This is a genomic window from Polaromonas sp. UBA4122 (genome assembly GCA_002381615.1).
Lineage (GTDB): Bacteria > Pseudomonadota > Gammaproteobacteria > Burkholderiales > Burkholderiaceae_C > Polaromonas.
Window position 1 is genome coordinate 42856 of record DFWY01000160.1, and the last position, 16092, is coordinate 58947.

Annotated in this window: 17 protein-coding genes; all 17 read left to right on the plus strand. The window is 60.3% G+C overall.

Annotated elements, in window-relative coordinates; genetic code table 11:
- Positions 1 to 2 precede the first annotated feature (2 nt).
- The 17 genes from B3F77_RS19140 to B3F77_RS19220 all read left to right on the plus strand — a co-directional run bounded on the left by B3F77_RS19140 (position 3) and on the right by B3F77_RS19220 (position 15933).
- Positions 3 to 773: an IclR family transcriptional regulator gene (locus B3F77_RS19140; RefSeq protein WP_293606490.1), complete on the plus strand. Its 771-nt coding sequence runs from the start codon at positions 3 to 5 to the stop codon at positions 771 to 773.
- Positions 770 to 1903: a thiolase family protein gene (locus tag B3F77_RS19145; RefSeq protein WP_293606491.1), complete on the plus strand. Its 1134-nt coding sequence runs from the start codon at positions 770 to 772 to the stop codon at positions 1901 to 1903. Before B3F77_RS19140 ends, B3F77_RS19145 begins: the two co-directional genes overlap by 4 nt.
- Positions 1900 to 2286 carry a Zn-ribbon domain-containing OB-fold protein gene (locus B3F77_RS19150; protein WP_293606492.1) on the plus strand — a complete coding sequence of 129 codons (387 nt, stop codon included), beginning with the start codon at positions 1900 to 1902 and terminating at the stop codon, positions 2284 to 2286. Before B3F77_RS19145 ends, B3F77_RS19150 begins: the two co-directional genes overlap by 4 nt.
- A complete protein-coding gene (locus tag B3F77_RS19155) occupies positions 2283 to 4412 on the plus strand; it encodes an acetate--CoA ligase family protein (protein WP_293606493.1) in 2130 nt (709 codons plus the stop codon). The genes B3F77_RS19150 and B3F77_RS19155 overlap by 4 nt, the downstream gene beginning before the upstream one ends.
- Positions 4409 to 5764, plus strand: a complete 1356-nt coding sequence (locus tag B3F77_RS19160; protein ID WP_293606494.1) for an acyclic terpene utilization AtuA family protein — start codon at positions 4409 to 4411, stop codon at positions 5762 to 5764. Before B3F77_RS19155 ends, B3F77_RS19160 begins: the two co-directional genes overlap by 4 nt.
- Before the next feature lie 2 nt (positions 5765 to 5766).
- On the plus strand, positions 5767 to 6129 hold the full coding sequence (locus tag B3F77_RS19165; protein WP_293606495.1) for an AtuA-related protein: 363 nt from the start codon (positions 5767 to 5769) through the stop codon (positions 6127 to 6129).
- A gap of 23 nt (positions 6130 to 6152) precedes the next feature.
- Entirely contained in the window at positions 6153 to 7241 is a 1089-nt protein-coding gene (locus B3F77_RS19170; protein ID WP_293606496.1) for an SDR family oxidoreductase, read from the plus strand.
- A 34-nt stretch (positions 7242 to 7275) separates the two neighbouring features.
- Complete coding sequence (locus tag B3F77_RS19175; RefSeq protein WP_293606497.1) at positions 7276 to 8268, plus strand: Bug family tripartite tricarboxylate transporter substrate binding protein; 993 nt, start codon at positions 7276 to 7278, stop codon at positions 8266 to 8268.
- A 43-nt stretch (positions 8269 to 8311) separates the two neighbouring features.
- Entirely contained in the window at positions 8312 to 9301 is a 990-nt protein-coding gene (locus B3F77_RS19180) for a tripartite tricarboxylate transporter substrate binding protein (RefSeq protein ID WP_414703050.1), read from the plus strand.
- 148 nt (positions 9302 to 9449) lie between these two features.
- Positions 9450 to 10622, plus strand: a complete 1173-nt coding sequence (locus B3F77_RS19185) for an acyl-CoA dehydrogenase family protein (RefSeq protein ID WP_293606498.1) — start codon at positions 9450 to 9452, stop codon at positions 10620 to 10622.
- On the plus strand, positions 10619 to 11395 hold the full coding sequence (locus tag B3F77_RS19190; protein ID WP_293606499.1) for an SDR family NAD(P)-dependent oxidoreductase: 777 nt from the start codon (positions 10619 to 10621) through the stop codon (positions 11393 to 11395). The genes B3F77_RS19185 and B3F77_RS19190 overlap by 4 nt, the downstream gene beginning before the upstream one ends.
- Positions 11392 to 12420 carry a phosphotransferase gene (locus B3F77_RS19195; RefSeq protein WP_293606500.1) on the plus strand — a complete coding sequence of 343 codons (1029 nt, stop codon included), beginning with the start codon at positions 11392 to 11394 and terminating at the stop codon, positions 12418 to 12420. The genes B3F77_RS19190 and B3F77_RS19195 overlap by 4 nt, the downstream gene beginning before the upstream one ends.
- 21 nt (positions 12421 to 12441) lie before the next feature.
- Complete coding sequence (locus tag B3F77_RS19200) at positions 12442 to 13149, plus strand: CoA transferase subunit A (protein ID WP_293606501.1); 708 nt, start codon at positions 12442 to 12444, stop codon at positions 13147 to 13149.
- Positions 13150 to 13151: 2 nt separating this feature from the next.
- Positions 13152 to 13790, plus strand: coding sequence for a 3-oxoacid CoA-transferase subunit B (locus tag B3F77_RS19205; protein WP_293606502.1), 639 nt, complete (start codon positions 13152 to 13154; stop codon positions 13788 to 13790).
- Between the two features lie 946 nt (positions 13791 to 14736).
- Positions 14737 to 14907 carry a hypothetical protein gene (locus B3F77_RS19210; protein WP_293606503.1) on the plus strand — a complete coding sequence of 57 codons (171 nt, stop codon included), beginning with the start codon at positions 14737 to 14739 and terminating at the stop codon, positions 14905 to 14907.
- A 230-nt stretch (positions 14908 to 15137) separates the two neighbouring features.
- Positions 15138 to 15455, plus strand: a complete 318-nt coding sequence (locus B3F77_RS19215; RefSeq protein WP_293606504.1) for a DUF4258 domain-containing protein — start codon at positions 15138 to 15140, stop codon at positions 15453 to 15455.
- Positions 15456 to 15468: 13 nt separating this feature from the next.
- Entirely contained in the window at positions 15469 to 15933 is a 465-nt protein-coding gene (locus tag B3F77_RS19220; RefSeq protein WP_293606505.1) for a hypothetical protein, read from the plus strand.
- The last annotated feature ends 159 nt before the right edge of the window (positions 15934 to 16092 follow it).

Below are 16092 nucleotides of genomic sequence, written 5' to 3' on the forward strand. Positions count from 1 at the left end.
TCATGCACCAGATTTCTGACACTAATTCGGCGCAGAAGGTCTGCCGCATCCTTCGTGTGCTCTCGACACCGAAGCCGCTGCGCCTTGCGGATATTTCAGACGGATCCGGACTCAACAAGGCGACCACGTTGCGCCTGATCGAGACCCTGATGTCCGAAGGGTTCATACACCGCGACCCCACGACAAAATGCTATTCGCTTGGCGATGAAGCGCTGGTGCTCGGCATGGCGATGCAAGGTCGCGACCATATCCGCGACCGCGTCCGACCTTTTTTGGTGCAGCTGGCTGCGATGTCGGGCGACACGCTACTTTTGTCGACTCGTCATGGGCTCGAATCGGTGTGCGTGGACCGGGAATTTGGCACATTTCCGATACGTGCAAACTACCTCGACATAGGAAGTCGACGGCCACTTGGCGCAGGCGCCGGCAGTCTGGCGATCTTGGCATGGCTTCCAGACGAGGAGGTCGAAACCGTGCTCAACCTTCTGGAGCCGGTTTTCAAGAAGCGTTATCCACGCATCACATGCGAACTGTTGAAAGCAGAAATCGCGTTGGCGCGCGAGCGAGGCTATGCGATGTTGCTGGATGTGGTGATCGACCAGATGGGCGGAATCAGCGTGCCAATTCTCGGCAGCGACGGAAAACCGATCGGCGCTATCAGCGTGGCGGCCCTTTCCCAACGTATATCGACACGCCTGTCTTTGCTGGTCCCCGCTTTGAAGAATGCGGGACTCCAGCTCTCGGCGAATTACGCACAACGGGAGGCTGCATGAGTTTTATTACGGGCAGCGGTCTGACGCGATATGGCCGCCACGATGGTCGCAGCACGCTCGATTTGATGAGCGATGCAGTCGACCTCGCGCTGGTCGATGCCGGTTTGGTGCGCGCTGACATCGACGGCCTGATCTGCGGCTATTCGACGACGCTGCCGCACCTCATGCTCTCGACCGTGTTTGCTGAGCACTACGGCCTGAGGCCGAGATACGCGCACGCGATTCAGTTGGGCGGTGCAACCGGTTTTGCGCTGGTTATGCTGGCGCACCTGCTGGTCACCTCGGGCGCGGCAAAGCGTGTGCTGGTTGTCGGCGGTGAAAACCGGATGAGTGGGCAGAGTCGCGATTCGGCCATCCAAGTGCTTGCGCAGGTCGGTCACCCCGTTTACGAGGTGCCGCTGGGAGCCACCATTCCTGCCTACTACGGGCTTGTGGCCTCACGCTACATGCACGAGTTCGGTTGCACAGAGGCCGACTTCGCCGAAATGGCGGTGCTGATGCGCCGGCATGCGGCGTTACACGACGGTGCTCAGTTTCGTAGCCCGATCAGCGTCGCCGATGTAATGGCCTCGCGCCCTATTGCGTCGCCTTTGAAGATGCTCGACTGCTGCCCGGTATCGGACGGCGGCTGCGCGTTCGTAGTGTCGGCCCAGGCCGAGGGGGCGAACCCGGTACGAATCAGCGCAGCGGCCCAAGTTCACAACGCGCAGCATGTCAGCGCCGCGGTGAGCTTGACCGATTTCGGTGCGGGCGCTTGTGCTGCTCGGGCATTGGAGGGTGCTGGGCGTGCGCTCGCCGAAGTTGAATATGCTGCTATCTACGATAGCTTCACGATCACGCTGACGATGCTGCTCGAAGAGATCGGCCTCTCACCGCGCGGCCGCGCTGGCGTGTTGGCGCGGGAGGGGCATTTCGATGCCGATGGCGCCATGCCTCTGAATCTGCATGGTGGACTCCTCTCGTATGGCCATTGCGGGGTGGCTGGCGCCATGGCGCACTTAGCCGAAACCCATCTGCAAATGACCGGCCGCGCGGGCGACCGCCAGGCACGCCGGGCAGGGGTGTCGCTGTTGCATGGTGACGGCGGGGTCTTGTCGTCACATGTCAGTTTAGTGATGGAAGCAGTATGAACCCCAATGCAGCTTCGGTCGAAATGACGCCATCATCCAGCTGGACGCACGGGGGGGACCGCATAGTCTTCCAGCGGTGCGACGACTGCCAACACACCTGGTATTTCCACCGCGACTTCTGTCCGGCCTGCGGCCACGAAGCGCCAGCCACATCAACTTCCGCCGGACTCGGCGTCGTGCACGCCAGTACGCTTGTGCAGCGCGCTCCGAGCGACGAGTTTCGAGCCATTGCTCCTTACCGTATCGTGCTGGTCGACGTCGCCGAGGGCTTTCGCATGATGGCACACGGGGATGAGTCGCTGGCCATTGGAGACCGGGTGCGGTGCGATGTGCAAAAAGTAGCTGGCCGACTACTACCTTTTTTCAACAGGGAACCCTCATGATTCTTGACCCGCGCGACGCACTGCGCCTAGCACTGGCGCCGCGATCCATCGCCGTGATCGGCGCCTCTGACAATCCCAACAAGATTGGAGGCCGGCCGCTGGCTTATTTGGCCCGTTTCGGCTTTCGCGGCGTAGTCTATCCGATCAATCCGACCCGCAACGAAGTGCAAGGCCTTCGCTGCTTCCCGAGTCTGCAGGCGCTGCCAGAGGTGCCCGACGTGGTCGTCGTTGCGGTGGCTGGCGAACTGGCCGTAGCGGCTGTCGACGAATGCGGCGAGGCTGGCGTGGCGCTGTGCATCTTGATGAGTTCGGGCTTCGGCGAAAGCAACCCTGAAGGCAAGGTGCGCGAGCAGGGGATGGCGGCGCGCGCGCGGGCCCGCGGCATGCGCATCGTCGGGCCCAACTCGCAGGGCATGGCGAACTTCGGCAACGGCGCGGTGCTCAGCTTTTCGACCATGTTCACTGAGGTCGCACCAGCCGATGGACCGGTCGGCATCATCAGTCAGAGCGGCGCGATGAGCGTGATTCCGTACGGGTTGCTGCGCGCGCGCGGTGTTGGCGTGCGTCACTCGCACGCCACTGGCAACGACTGCGACGTGACGGTGTGCGAACTCGCGTCTGTGGTTGCCGAAGACCCGGGTCTCAAGCTGCTGTTGCTGTACCTCGAAGGCATTCCCGATCCATGGAACCTGGCCGAAACGGCCCGTGTTGCACGCGCGCGCAATTTGCCTATCGTCGCGCTGAAGTCGGGCCGCTCAGCAGCCGGCCAAGAGGCGGCCAAGTCACATACTGGGGCACTCGCCAGTGAAGACCGAATGGTCGATGCCTTCCTCGCGGATCACGGCATCTGGCGCGCACAAAGCATGGTCGATCTGGTCGATACCGCCCAGCTTTATCTCAAGGGCTGGAAGCCAAAAGGGCGGCGGCTGGTGGCTATTAGCAATTCTGGTGCGGTGTGCGTGCTGACGGCCGACGCTGCTAGCGCTGCAAATATGCCGCTCGAGCCGCTTTCGCCCGCTACGCAGGCTGAACTGAAGACCATTCTTCCCGGTTTTGCGACCACCACCAATCCGGTCGACATCACCGCTGCGTTGCTCACCAACAGCCGACTGTTCGGTGCGATCTTGCCGCCGATCGCGCGTGACCCGGCGGCTGATGCCTTCGTCATCGGCATAGCAGTCGCTGGGGCCGGTTACGACGTCGATGCATTCGCGAGCGATACGGCGCGCTTTGCCGCCGAAACCGGCAAGCCGTTGGTCGTTGCCGCGCCGCAGCAAAGTATCTCCGATCGTTTCAAGGCGCTGGAACTGGAGGTTTACCCGACCGAAGGCGAAGCGGTGCGCGCCCTGGGGCAGTTTCTGTCGCACGCCGAACTCCAGCAAGCCGCCAAATTTCGCAATGCATCGGTGCCGAACAGGCCGCGCACCGTCGGAGCGTCGACGATGCTAGATGAGGCCGCCAGTTTGACGCTGCTTGCCGCGTGCGGCGTGGCGGTGGCCCGACATACCCTGTGCCTCTCCGAGGCAGAAGCGCGTGCAGCGTTCGAAGTGCTCGGTGGCGCGCCCGTGGTCGTCAAGGGCTGCACCGCCGATGCGTCTCACAAATCTGAACTGGGTCTGGTGCGGATCGGCATTCCCGATGCAGCGAGCGTTGCTGCGGCTTACCGTGAGATGGTGGGTGCGGCCCGCGCCGCCGAAATCACGCTCAGCGGGGTGATCGTCGCCGAGTTGGTGCGCGGGCGGCGTGAGCTGATGATCGGCGCACGGCTCGACCCGGTGTTCGGCCCGGTGGTGCTGGTTGGCGACGGCGGCAAGTACGTCGAGGCAATGCCCGACGCGCAAGTGTTGCTGCAACCGTTCGACGTCGGTCAGGTCGAACGCGCGCTCCGCCGACTGCGCATCGCACCGCTGTTAGACGGCGTGCGCGGCGAGCCGGCTCTCGATGTGGCTGCGTTTTGCCGAAACGTCGTTGCCGTTGGTGAGCTGATGTGCGATGACGCGGCCGGCATTACCCAGCTCGACATCAATCCCGTAATCGTTGGCGCGCGCGGAGAAGGCTGCATCGCGGTTGATGCCGTGGTCTACCGCGAATCCAATCCGGCAACTTTATCAAAGGAAATCAGATGACTAAAACGATACGGATCGGCGCTGGCGCCGCTTGGTGGGGCGACCGAGTCGAGCCAGCTGCCCTGAGCGCCGAACGCGGCAAACTCGATTACCTGTGCTTCGAGACCATGGCAGAGGCCACCGTCTCTGCCGCCCAAGTGCGAGCGCGCCGCGACCCGAGCTTTGAAGGTTACGACACCTACCTCGACGACCGGATGCGCGCCGTGCTGCCAGCTTGCATGCGGCAAGGTACGCGCATCATCAGCAATCAAGGCTGGATTAATCCGGACGCCGCAGCCAAACGCATCGTGCACTGGCTGCGGGAACTTGGCCACTCCGGCGTGAAAGTTGCTTCTGTCAACGGTAGCCTAATCACGGACCGCGTGCTGAAACTCACCGACAGCATCCTAGAAAACGGCAAGCCAACCTCGACGCTGAAGCCGACATTGATCTCCGCCGAGGCCTACCTCGGCGCCGAGCCGATCGTTGAGGCCTTGAAGGCCGGCGCACAGATCGTCGTCACGGGCCGGGTCGCTGATCCGTCGATCTTCATGGCACCGATGATGTTTGAGTTCGGCTGGGACCCGCTGGACCACGTGAAGCTTGGCCAGGGCGTGGGTATCGGACACCTATTGGAGTGCGGCGCCCAGGTGACAGGCGGCTACTTCTCGGACCCAGGCTTCAAGGACGTGCCTGAGCCGTGGAATTTCGGTTTCCCGATCGCCGAGGTGGATGAAGACGGCAGCGCCGTCATCACCAAGGTGGCAGGCACTGGCGGAGCGGTCACGCTGCAGACCGTCAAGGAGCAGATGCTCTACGAAGTGCACGACCCGGCCAACTACCTGACGCCGGATGTGGTGGTCGACTTCACCCAGGCCCGCATCGAGCAGATCGGGCCCGACCGGGTGCGCGTTTCAAACATCGGTGGCAAGCCGCGCACGCCGACCTTGAAGGTGTCGATCGGCTGCACCGAGGGATTCATCGGCGAGGACATGTTCTTCTATGCCGGACCGGGGGCGCTGCGGCGTGCACAGTTGGCGAAGAAGATCCTAGAAGAGCGCTTCCGCATCGTCGGCCTACAGGCTGAGGAATATCGTGTCGACTTTCTCGGTATCAACGCCATCCACGGCGCGGCAACGCCAGCCGACGCGCCCGAGCCCTACGAGATCGCAGTGCGCGTGGCGGCACGCACTGCGACCCGAGAAGAGGCTGTGAAGGTCGGGCGCGAGGTCGACGGCATGGCCGTATCCGGCATCGCCCACACCGGCAAACGTGTACCGCATGCGGACCGTACGCGTGAGGTTATCGGCGTGTGGTCCGCCCTGGTGCCGCGCGAGCAGGTGCCGGCGTCCATCAATTACTTTGAAAGCTGATCATGAAAGTCAAACTTCAGCATATAGCCCACACTCGTTCGGGCGACAAGGGCGACACCTCGAACATCGCCGTCTTCGCCTATACGCCCGAGTTCTACCCGCTACTCAAGGCACAGCTTACGGCCGAACGGTTCAAGGCGTTTTACGCTGGCGCGATCAAGGGAGATGTGATTCGCTACGAGGTCGACAACCTCGACGCGATGAACTTTGTTTGCCACGGTGCACTCGGCGGAGGCGTGTCGCGCAGCCTTTGCCTCGACAACTATGGGAAGGCGCTGTCTGCGGCCATTCTCGGATTCGAGATCGAGGTGCCCGACGCCTTGCGGCCACAGTTGCGTGGTTCACACCTGCTGGCCGAGGCTTGAGCAGATGCCCTCGGAGCAAACTGATGATTCACAAAAAACATACGATCCTGATCGCTGGCGCAAGTGGCGTGGTTGGAGCGGCAGCAGTCGAACACTTCGCCTCGCTTCCCGATTGGGAGGTGCTGGCGTTGTCGCGCCGGCCGTCACCATTGCCCGAGGGCGTGCGCCATGTGGCGATCGACCTGACCGACCCGGCTGCTTGCGTCTCGGCTGCTCAGAGCCTCACCCACGTGACCCACGTGATGTTCGCCGCACTATACGAGTTACCAGAACTCGTAGCCGGGTGGCGCGACCCAAAGCAGATGGCGGTCAACGAGGCTATGCTTCGCAATCTTCTCGACGCCTTGCAGCCAGCCGCGAAGGGCCTGCGCCACATCACGCTGATGCAGGGAACCAAAGCTTATGGCGGGCACATAAAGCCCGCGCCGGGGCCGGCCAAGGAGCGGGCGCCGCGTCACCGGCACGACAACTTCTACTGGCTGCAGGAAGACCTTCTGCGTGAACGTCAACCACACGCGGGCTGGACCTTCACGGTGCTGCGACCGCAACTAATCTTCGGCTATGCAATCGGCAGTCCGATGAATATCGTCGCCGCTATTGGCGCCTATACCGCGGTACAGCGCGAACTTGGGCGGTCGTGCACGTTTCCCGGTGGCGGGCGCTACATCAACGCCGCCAGCGACAGCCGGTTGATCGCGCGGGCGGCTGAGTTTGCCGGCACCCATGAGATATCTGCCAACGAAACCTACAACGTGGTTAACGGCGACGCGCTCGTGTGGCAGGACATCTGGGGTTCAATCGCGCAGCGCTTTGGTATGGAAACCAGCGCGGCCGAGTCGCTGGAACTGACGAAGGCTATGCCGGCGTATGAAACCACCTGGGCACGCATCGTCTCGAAGTACGGGCTGCGGTCGCTCAGCCTGGAAAAAATGATAGGCAGTTCGTGGCAGTTCACAGACCGTGCGCTCGCGCATGGCTTGGCGAATCCGGCCGACTCGGTGCTGAGTCCGATCAAGCTGCGCCAACACGGCTTTCCCGGCTGCGAAGACACCGAAGACTCGCTGCATTACTGGCTTGAGCGGATGCAAGCGGAACGTTTGCTTCCGCGATGAGCACCGCGTTCATACTCTTTACGGAAACCAAAATATGATTTCAAATCGTCGACATTGGCTTGCGTCCGTGTGTGCAGGCACTGCCTTCCTGGTGCTGACGGTAGCGGTAGCCTTGCCAGCGCTGGCCGATTTCCCAGACCGCGCGATTAGGATCGTCGTGCCCTATCCACCCGGTGGCACAACCGACCTGCTTGCACGTGCCATCGCGCCGCGCTTGGCCGAGCGACTACACCAGACGGTGGTAATCGATAACCGCGCCGGTGCGGGCGGCGTGATCGGTGCGAAATTGGTAGCCAAGTCAACTCCCGATGGCTATACGCTGTTGTTCGGTACCATCGCGACCCACGGCATTCTGCCCGTGCTGCTGAAGCCCGCGCCGTACGACGCATTGAAGGATTTTGCGCCGATCACCTTGGTAGCAAGCACCCCCAACGTCCTGGTCGCCAGTCCTGCGGCGCCTTTTCGCAACGTCGGCGAGTTTCTCGCGTTGGCGCGAGCCAACCCCGGGACCATCAACTTCGGTTCGACTAGCCTCGGCGGCTCGCCGCACATGAGTGGCGAGCTGTTGAAGACAATGGCGAAGGTCGACCTCGTGCATGTGCCGTACAAGGGCGGCGGGCCGATGCTGATCGATTTGATTGGAGGACAGATCCAGACGGGATTCGATAACCTGCCTTCGTCAATCAACCATATCCGCGCCGGCAAGATCCGAGCACTCGCCGTGACAACGGCGAAGCGCTGGCCCGGCGCGCCGGAGATACCGACTCTTGCTGAGGCTGGTGTGCCAGGCTATGAAGCCTCGGCATGGTTCGGCCTGCTTGCGCCGGCCGGCACGCCCCAGCCTGTCATTGACCAACTGCAACATCATGTCGCGGCAATCCTAGCCTTGCCCGAGGTCGAAAAGTTGTTCTTCGAACAGGGTGCCGAACCCTCTGGCAACACGCCAGGAGAATTTCGGAGCCTGATCGCAACCGAACTGCAGAAGTGGACCAAGGTGGTTGCGGCCACAGGCGTCAAGCTTGAGTGATCCGCAACGCTATGCGCAACCTGCGCTGCCTTATGGAGACATAATGACGAAATTCAACGCACTGATTACTGGCATTGCGGTCGCCATGATGACGCTTACAGCCAGAGCCCAGCCGGCGGGCCAAACCGCGGCGTCGACCTACCCGAACAAGCCGGTTAAGGTGGTGGTACCCTACCCACCGGGGGGGCCGACCGACATCGTCGCTCGGGTAGTGTTCCAGCAAGTCTCCGAAGCAACCGGTCAACAGTTCGTCATTGACAACCGTGCCGGTGCTGGCGGCAACATCGGCGCCGAAGCAGTGGCACACGCGCCCGCGGACGGATATACGCTGCTGGTCGCGACAACCGCGCACGCAATCAACATGTCATTGTTCAGTGGCCTGCGCTACGACGTGGTCAAAGATTTCGCGCCGGTGTCACTGCTGACTCAGGGCCCGCTAGTACTGGTGGCTACACCCAGTTTCCCGGCGAACAATGTACGCGAACTGATCGCGCTGGCCAAGGCCAAGCCAGACACATTGAACTTTGCATCTTCGGGCAACGGACAGTCCACACACCTGTCGGGCGAGCTTTTTAACTCGATGTCGGGGGTGAAGCTTTTGCACGTCCCGTACAAGGGCAGTGCCCCGGCACTGACAGATGTTGTATCGGGCCAGGTGCCCTTGATGTTCGACACGATGCTATCGGCGATGCCGTTCGTCAATTCCGGCAAGCTCAAGGCGCTGGCCGTCACCAGTTCGCGGCGCTCACCAGTGGCACCCAATGTGCCGACGATTGCTGAATCAGGGCTGCCCGGTTACGAGGTTTTTGCTTGGAACGGACTATTGGCACCAGCTGGGACGCCAAAGGCCGTGGTTGCCCGACTAAGCGAGGAATTGAAGAAGGCGATGCAGTTGCCGCAGGTCAAGGAGAAGTTCAGCGCACAAGGTTTTACGGCCACTTGGGATACGCCCGACTATTTTGGAAGGTTCTTGCAGGAAGAAGTGGAAAAGTGGACGAAAACCGTCAAGGCATCTAAGGCAAAGGTTGATTAAATATGGGCTGGATTCAAAGCATTGCTCCCGATGAGCCGGGGAAGGGACCTTGGCAGTTGACGCTTTGGTCGAATATGCGCAAGGCCCGGTTTCCATAGCTGGCGGCGCAAAGGAATTAATTTACGCCAGTATTGGAATAGGACACGCTATGAACTTCGACTTACCGGGTGAAATCTGCGAACTGGGCGAGCGAACCCGTCGCTTCATTGCTGAGCAAGTGATTCCCCTCGAGAACGATGAACGCCAGACTTCGCATGGCCCCAGCGGGGAGCTGCGTCAAGAGCTTGTTGCAAGGGCGCGTGCTGCTGGATTGTTGACGCCCCATGCGTCGCGAGAGATGGGGGGACTGGGACTGAGTCATGTGGCTAAAGCGGTGGTGTTTGAAGAAGCCGGGTATTCGTGGCTTGGCCCCACAGCGCTCAATATTCACGCCCCCGACGAAGGCAACATTCATCTGATGGAAGAGGTCGCCAGCGCGGCGCAGAAAGAGCGCTGGCTGCGCCCGCAGGTAGAGGGCCGCACGCGTTCGTGCTTTGCGATGACAGAGCCGGAACCCGGTGCGGGTGCAGATCCCTCGATGATGGCCACCACCGCAATGCGCGACGGTGACGATTACGTTATCAACGGCCTGAAATGTTTTATCACCGGCGCAGACGGTGCTGACTACGTCATCGTGATGGCTCGCATGGAAGATGGTTCTGCAACCATGTTCCTGACGGACATGGGCGGCGCCGGCATCACGCTGGAGCGAAACATGGATGCCATGGACCACTGCTTCACGGGTGGTCATGGCGTGCTGAGTTTCAAAAATGTTCGTGTACCGGCCACGGATGTCTTGGGCGAGGTGGGGAAAGGTTTCCGTTATGCACAGGTTCGGTTGGCGCCGGCACGATTGACGCACTGCATGCGCTGGCTCGGCCAGGCACGCCGCGCACACGATTTGGCAGTGAGCTACGCGCGCAGGCGGCAGGCCTTCGGCAAGTCGCTGGCTGAGCACGAAGGCGTGGGCTTTATGCTTGCTGACAACGACATGGACCTGCATACCTCGCGCCTGCACATCTGGCACACTGCCTGGCTGCTCGACCAGGGGCAAAAGTGCAATTTCGAGTCCAGCCGAGCCAAGGTCGTGTGCTCCGAAGCGCAATGGCGAGTCGTCGACCGTTGCGTGCAGATTCTGGGCGGCCAGGGCGTCACGGCCGAAACCCCGGTGATGCGCATCTTCACCGACATGCGCGCCTTTCGCATCTATGACGGCCCAAGCGAGGTTCACCGCTGGAGCATGGCGCGCAAGATAGTCCAGGCGGCGGAGAATGTGGCATGAGCAGCAGCCCATTCGACCGTTTCCGCCTCGATGGGCGAATTGCGCTGGTGACGGGGGCGTCCAGCGGCCTCGGCACCCATTTCGCGCTGTTGCTCGCCAGCGCTGGCGCGCGTGTGGCGGTGGCAGCGCGCCGGATGGACAAGCTGCAGTCGGTGGTGGATACCATCACGCAGGCTGGCGGTGAAGCGCGTGCGCTGTCGCTTGACGTGACCGATGGTGCCAGCGTGCGCGGCTGCTTCGACGAACTCGCCAGCTGGGGCGCACCCGATGTGCTGGTGAACAACGCTGGCGTGACCGTGACCCGTCCCGTGCTCGAACAGACCGAAGCCGACTTCGACAGCGTGATCAACACCAACCTCAAGGGCTGCTGGATGGTGGCCACGGAGGCTGCACGGCGCATGGTGGCAGCCGAATGCGGCGGCAGTATCATCAATATCGCTTCCATTTTGGGCGAGCGTGTGGCCGGCGGCATCGCGCCGTATGCCATCTCCAAGGCGGGCGTCATACAGACCACCAAGGCCATGGCACTGGAGCTGGCGCGCTACCGCATCCGCGTCAACGCACTGCTGCCGGGCTATGTTGTGACCGATCTGAACCGGGAATTCCTCTCCAGCGAGGCCGGGCAAAAGCTGCGCGCCCGCATCCCGAGCCGCCGCTTCGGAGAAATGACCGACCTGGATGGCCCGCTGCTGCTGATCGCCTCGGATGCGGGCGCAGCCATGTCCGGCACCACAGTGGCGGTCGATGGTGCACACCTGGTGAGCTCGCTATGAGTGTGCTGCTTCCTCTCGGGGCCCTTGCCCAGTACCTGCGCGCCCAGGGCCTGTGTGGCAGCGAAGCCATCGCCATTTCTGCGCTCTCCGGCGGGCAGTCCAACCCGACCTTCCGCATCACGGCCGGTACGCGCAGCTATGTGCTGCGCAAGAAGCCGCCAGGGCAGCTCCTGGCCTCCGCACATGCCATTGACCGCGAATACCGCGTCATGAGCGCCCTGCAAGGCAGCGACGTTCCGGTGCCCCGGATGCTCACCTATTGCCAGGATGAACAGATCATTGGCACCCCCTTTTACCTGATGGAGTTTCTGGACGGGCGCGTGCTCGTGGACCAGTCGCTGCCTGGCATGGAGCCCGCCGAACGCGGCGAGATCTACCGCGAAATGAACCGTGTCATCGCTGCCTTGCACAGCGTGGACTACCAAGCCGTCGGACTGCAAAGCTACGGCAAGCCCGGCAACTACTTCGCACGCCAGATCGCACGTTGGACCCGCCAGTGCCGCGAGTCAACGCTACCGGTCAACGACGCCATGCAGCGGCTCATAGGCTGGCTGCCTGAGCACATTCCGGCCGGCGATGAGACGACACTGGTGCATGGTGACTACCGGCTCGACAACCTGGTATTTCACCCCACTGAGCCGCGCGTGATCGGTGTGCTGGACTGGGAGCTGTCGACGCTCGGGCACCCTCTGGCCGATTTCTCCTACCAGAGCATGAGTTGGCACATTCCGCCGTCCCTCTGGCGCGGAATCAATGGGCTGAACCTGGTCTCGCTCGGAATTCCCTGCGAGGCCGAGTACATCGCCCAGTATGCTCAGGCTACCGGTCGCGATCCAGCTGAGCACTTGGACTTCTATCTCGCCTACAACCTGTTTCGCATGGCCGCCATCCTGCACGGAATTGCTCAGCGTGCGGCGGACGGCAATGCCGCCGCCGTCGATGCGGTGGAAACCGGTCGCAAGGCCGGTCCGCTGGCCGAACTGGGCTGGCAATGTGCACTGCGGCATGACGCTGCTCGAAGCTGAATCAATCCCTGGAAAGTTTGCATGAAAAAGATTTATCCCAGCGCCGAAGAGGCGCTTTCCGGACTCGTGAGCGACGGGCAGTTGCTTGCTGTAGGCGGGTTCGGTCTGTGTGGCATTCCGGAGGCGCTGATTGATGCGCTCATTCACTCGGGAGTGAAGAACCTGACCGTCATTTCGAACAATGCCGGTGTGGACGGTTTCGGCCTTGGTAAGCTGCTGCAAACGAGGCAAATCCGCAAGATGATCTCCAGTTACGTCGGCGAGAACAAAGAGTTTGAACGCCAGTACTTGGCCGGCGAACTGGAACTGGAGTTCACTCCCCAAGGCACGCTGGCCGAAAAGCTGCGTGCCGGAGGGGCGGGCATCCCAGCATTCTTCACGAGTACCGGAGTGGGCACCATCGTCGCAGATGGCAAGGAGATGCACGACTTCGACGGCAAGACCTATGTGATGGAACGCTCGCTGGTTCCCCAAGTATCCTTGGTCAAAGCGTGGAAGGCTGATCGGGCCGGTAATTTGGTCTTCCGGCGCACCGCGCGAAATTTCAACCCGGCGGTCGCAATGGCCGGAAAGACAACGGTGGTGGAAGTCGAGGAGATCGTTGACACCGGCAGTCTCGACCCTGACGCCATCCACCTGCCGGGCATTTATGTCCACCGCATCGTGCTTAACGCCAACCCGGAAAAGCGCATCGAGCGCCGTACCGTCACCAATCCAACTGGAGCCTGACCATGGCCTGGACCCACAACCAGATGGCTGCTCGCGCGGCCCGAGAACTGCAGGATGGCTACTACGTCAACCTTGGCATCGGCCTGCCAACCGGCGTAGCCAACTTCGTCAACCCCGACATAGAGGTCTGGCTGCAAAGCGAGAACGGCATGTTGGGGATTGGTCCGTATCCCACAGAAGACCAGGTCGACCCCGACATCATCAACGCGGGTAAGGAAACCGTCACCATGATCCCCGGCACCAGTATCGTCGGATCGCATGACAGCTTTGCGATGGTCCGTGGAGGCAAAATCGACTTGTCGATCCTGGGCGCGCTTCAGGTCAGCGAAAAAGGTGACCTGGCCAACTGGATGATTCCTGGAAAAATGGTCAAGGGCATGGGCGGTGCGATGGATTTGGTGGCTGGCGTACGCACCGTTATTGTGCTGATGGAGCATGTGGCGCGCAGAAAGGATGGCGGCTGGGACCTGAAGATCCTTCCACAATGCACCTTGCCGCTGACCGGCGTAGGGGTGGTTGATCGCATCATCACGGATCTCGCCGTGATGGAAGTGACACCTCATGGCCTAAAGCTTGTGGAACTGGCCGACGGCGTGAGTCGTGAGGAGGTCCAGGGCAAGACTGGCGTGGCACTGCTTTAACTTGCTGCCCAAAAGTTGACGATTCCCCCTACCTGCTCGCATGGCAATCAAGGGATCTTCATTGGGAGCAGCCGTAAAAAGATCTGTGACTTCCATTCGTTGTGTAAACGAAGCGCTGTGCGGCGGAGTGGGCAAATGGGGTGAGGACGGCAGTGACAGGCATGAGTACCAGTTGGCTGACCCGTGCGCTTGCATGTGGCTTTAGACCCTGTAGCGGGCGGGATATTTTGCATTTGACCAATCCGACGGCCAATACTGGCATACCGTCACCATGCCATTTCGCAGCAAATGGAATCTGACCAAGAGCATGAGCTTGACTGTTGACCCAATGGTCATACTTTGCGCCTTTCAACGACAGGGCACGCAAAGCTTCGAGAGGGGTCAGGTGGCTTGGAGCGTGCTGAATCGGCATCCCGTCAGTCGACCGGAAATTCTAGAAAACATAGACCCGACAACGACTTAGCCCTTTTTTGCGGAAACAACGACGCTGTAGTACATGGTTGTTGAAAAGTTCTCATAACCGGTCGTAAGTTCAAATCTTGCCCGCGCAACCAACATCCAAGCGGTCTAGGCTGGTAGCAAACGCCCACTTCATGTGGGCGTTTTGCTTTTTGGCCCAAATTTGGCCCATTTCTGGCCCACTTTTGGCCCACAAAATTTCCACACAGCTGAAAGTGACCATTGGGTATTGGCCCATACATTGGGATACGGATAGGTGGTCACGAACTTCGGAGCCATTCGGCGTACGATGTGCAAACTCGCGTGCGCAGTAGTGTGGCTCCAGAGTAGGGCGCTCACCAGAGGCGCCTCATAGGCAATCCATATTGGGATGCTTCGCGGTTCAACTACGCGTTGGGTGGTACCAGATGCGCCACACCGCAGCTATCCCCCTGTGTCAGACTAGTTGTCGCCTCTAAAAAATACTCTTTTAGAAGCACAGACAACAATGAAGAAGAAATATTCCGAAGCGTTTATCGAACAAGCCGTGGTCAAGCTGCTTTCCCGTGGCAAGCGCACGGTGACCGATGGCAATGGTCGCAATAATCGGCACGGTGGTATACGCCGTCGGAACGGTGTTGCGCATAAACGAAACCCTGCGTGGCGTGTAAGCCATTGATTTTGCTTGTGATATTGATCCCCTCCCGTGCCCCGGCCGCGTTTCTGCGCTGAGTACGCAGCCAGGCAATGATGACGGCCAAGGAGGAGATGGGCGCGCACAAAGCAAAAAGCCACCTAACAGGTGGCTGCGAGTACCAACCCCACCTGGAACCGACATCATATGATGGGCCTGTCTAGCGATTTGCTACACAATCAACATTTTTAGTGTACAGTTAGGCCATAGATTTTATGGGTTACGAAACTCTCCGGCGGAAGAGCAAAGCTCAGCTGGCAAAGCACATCAGGACCATTGCTAAGAACACTGCATCCATTTTTCTGACGGACCACGCTAAAAAGCGGATGCACGAGCGAAAAGTCAGTTCCGAAGAAGTTTTCCAGTGTTTGCAGTTGGGCACTATTGATCGTGAGCCGGAAGGCAACCCGGGAAAAGGCAGCTTGGAGTGTTTGATGGAGCGGTATGTAGCCGGACGGCAGCTCGGAATCATCGTGGCGCTGTGCGATGAATATCCCGATGCAATCGTCGTGACAATTTTTAAGGTTAATTAAGTAGGGACACATCATGTATCACTACACAGAATGCGGTTTGGACAACGTCTGGTTGGAAAACGGGTTCGTGGTTAAAACCACCGCCTATGGGAAAGCCGTGGCCATCGATGACGCTGTCGGATTGAACAAAGTCCTTGCTCTGGACGTGACCAAGAAGAAAGGCCGGATCACCGGTAAAGAGCTGCGTTTCATGCGAGTGGTTTTGGGCATGTCACAAGAAGGCTTGGGTAAATGTGTTGGCGCAAGCGAGCAATCCGTAAGCCTGTGGGAGCGTACCGGCAAAGTTCCTCAATACACGGACAGCATTGTTCGCATGCTCGTTTCTGAGAAGCTCAATGGCAACAGCAAGGTGTCAGACGTAATAGAGCGAATCAACACGGTGGAGCGGATCATCAACCAGCGGATAGTTGCGCGCGAGAAAAAGCATAAATGGACATCGAAGTTCGAAAGCGATGAAAGGTTCGCGCTGGCGGCCTGAGCGTTCTCGCCAATATTTATTCGGGCCGGCGCTTGCCTTGAAAAACACCATTTGGTATTGCCGAACCGTGATACCCCCGATTGGCACTAGCCGGAGCGGGTTCTGTCGCGATAAGGATATCCGACAATCTGCGCCATGCATGATTTCCGAAAAGGTTTG

What these genes read in the sequence shown, in the direction of transcription:
- B3F77_RS19140 (WP_293606490.1), top strand. Translation starts at nt 3, where the DNA reads ATGCACCAGATTTCTGACACTAATTCGGCGCAGAAGGTCTGCCGCATC.
- B3F77_RS19145 (WP_293606491.1), top strand. Translation starts at nt 770, where the DNA reads ATGAGTTTTATTACGGGCAGCGGTCTGACGCGATATGGCCGCCACGAT.
- B3F77_RS19150 (WP_293606492.1), top strand. Translation starts at nt 1,900, where the DNA reads ATGAACCCCAATGCAGCTTCGGTCGAAATGACGCCATCATCCAGCTGG.
- B3F77_RS19155 (WP_293606493.1), top strand. Translation starts at nt 2,283, where the DNA reads ATGATTCTTGACCCGCGCGACGCACTGCGCCTAGCACTGGCGCCGCGA.
- B3F77_RS19160 (WP_293606494.1), top strand. Translation starts at nt 4,409, where the DNA reads ATGACTAAAACGATACGGATCGGCGCTGGCGCCGCTTGGTGGGGCGAC.
- B3F77_RS19165 (WP_293606495.1), top strand. Translation starts at nt 5,767, where the DNA reads ATGAAAGTCAAACTTCAGCATATAGCCCACACTCGTTCGGGCGACAAG.
- B3F77_RS19170 (WP_293606496.1), top strand. Translation starts at nt 6,153, where the DNA reads ATGATTCACAAAAAACATACGATCCTGATCGCTGGCGCAAGTGGCGTG.
- B3F77_RS19175 (WP_293606497.1), top strand. Translation starts at nt 7,276, where the DNA reads ATGATTTCAAATCGTCGACATTGGCTTGCGTCCGTGTGTGCAGGCACT.
- B3F77_RS19180 (WP_414703050.1), top strand. Translation starts at nt 8,312, where the DNA reads ATGACGAAATTCAACGCACTGATTACTGGCATTGCGGTCGCCATGATG.
- B3F77_RS19185 (WP_293606498.1), top strand. Translation starts at nt 9,450, where the DNA reads ATGAACTTCGACTTACCGGGTGAAATCTGCGAACTGGGCGAGCGAACC.
- B3F77_RS19190 (WP_293606499.1), top strand. Translation starts at nt 10,619, where the DNA reads ATGAGCAGCAGCCCATTCGACCGTTTCCGCCTCGATGGGCGAATTGCG.
- B3F77_RS19195 (WP_293606500.1), top strand. Translation starts at nt 11,392, where the DNA reads ATGAGTGTGCTGCTTCCTCTCGGGGCCCTTGCCCAGTACCTGCGCGCC.
- B3F77_RS19200 (WP_293606501.1), top strand. Translation starts at nt 12,442, where the DNA reads ATGAAAAAGATTTATCCCAGCGCCGAAGAGGCGCTTTCCGGACTCGTG.
- B3F77_RS19205 (WP_293606502.1), top strand. Translation starts at nt 13,152, where the DNA reads ATGGCCTGGACCCACAACCAGATGGCTGCTCGCGCGGCCCGAGAACTG.
- B3F77_RS19210 (WP_293606503.1), top strand. Translation starts at nt 14,737, where the DNA reads ATGAAGAAGAAATATTCCGAAGCGTTTATCGAACAAGCCGTGGTCAAG.
- B3F77_RS19215 (WP_293606504.1), top strand. Translation starts at nt 15,138, where the DNA reads ATGGGTTACGAAACTCTCCGGCGGAAGAGCAAAGCTCAGCTGGCAAAG.
- B3F77_RS19220 (WP_293606505.1), top strand. Translation starts at nt 15,469, where the DNA reads ATGTATCACTACACAGAATGCGGTTTGGACAACGTCTGGTTGGAAAAC.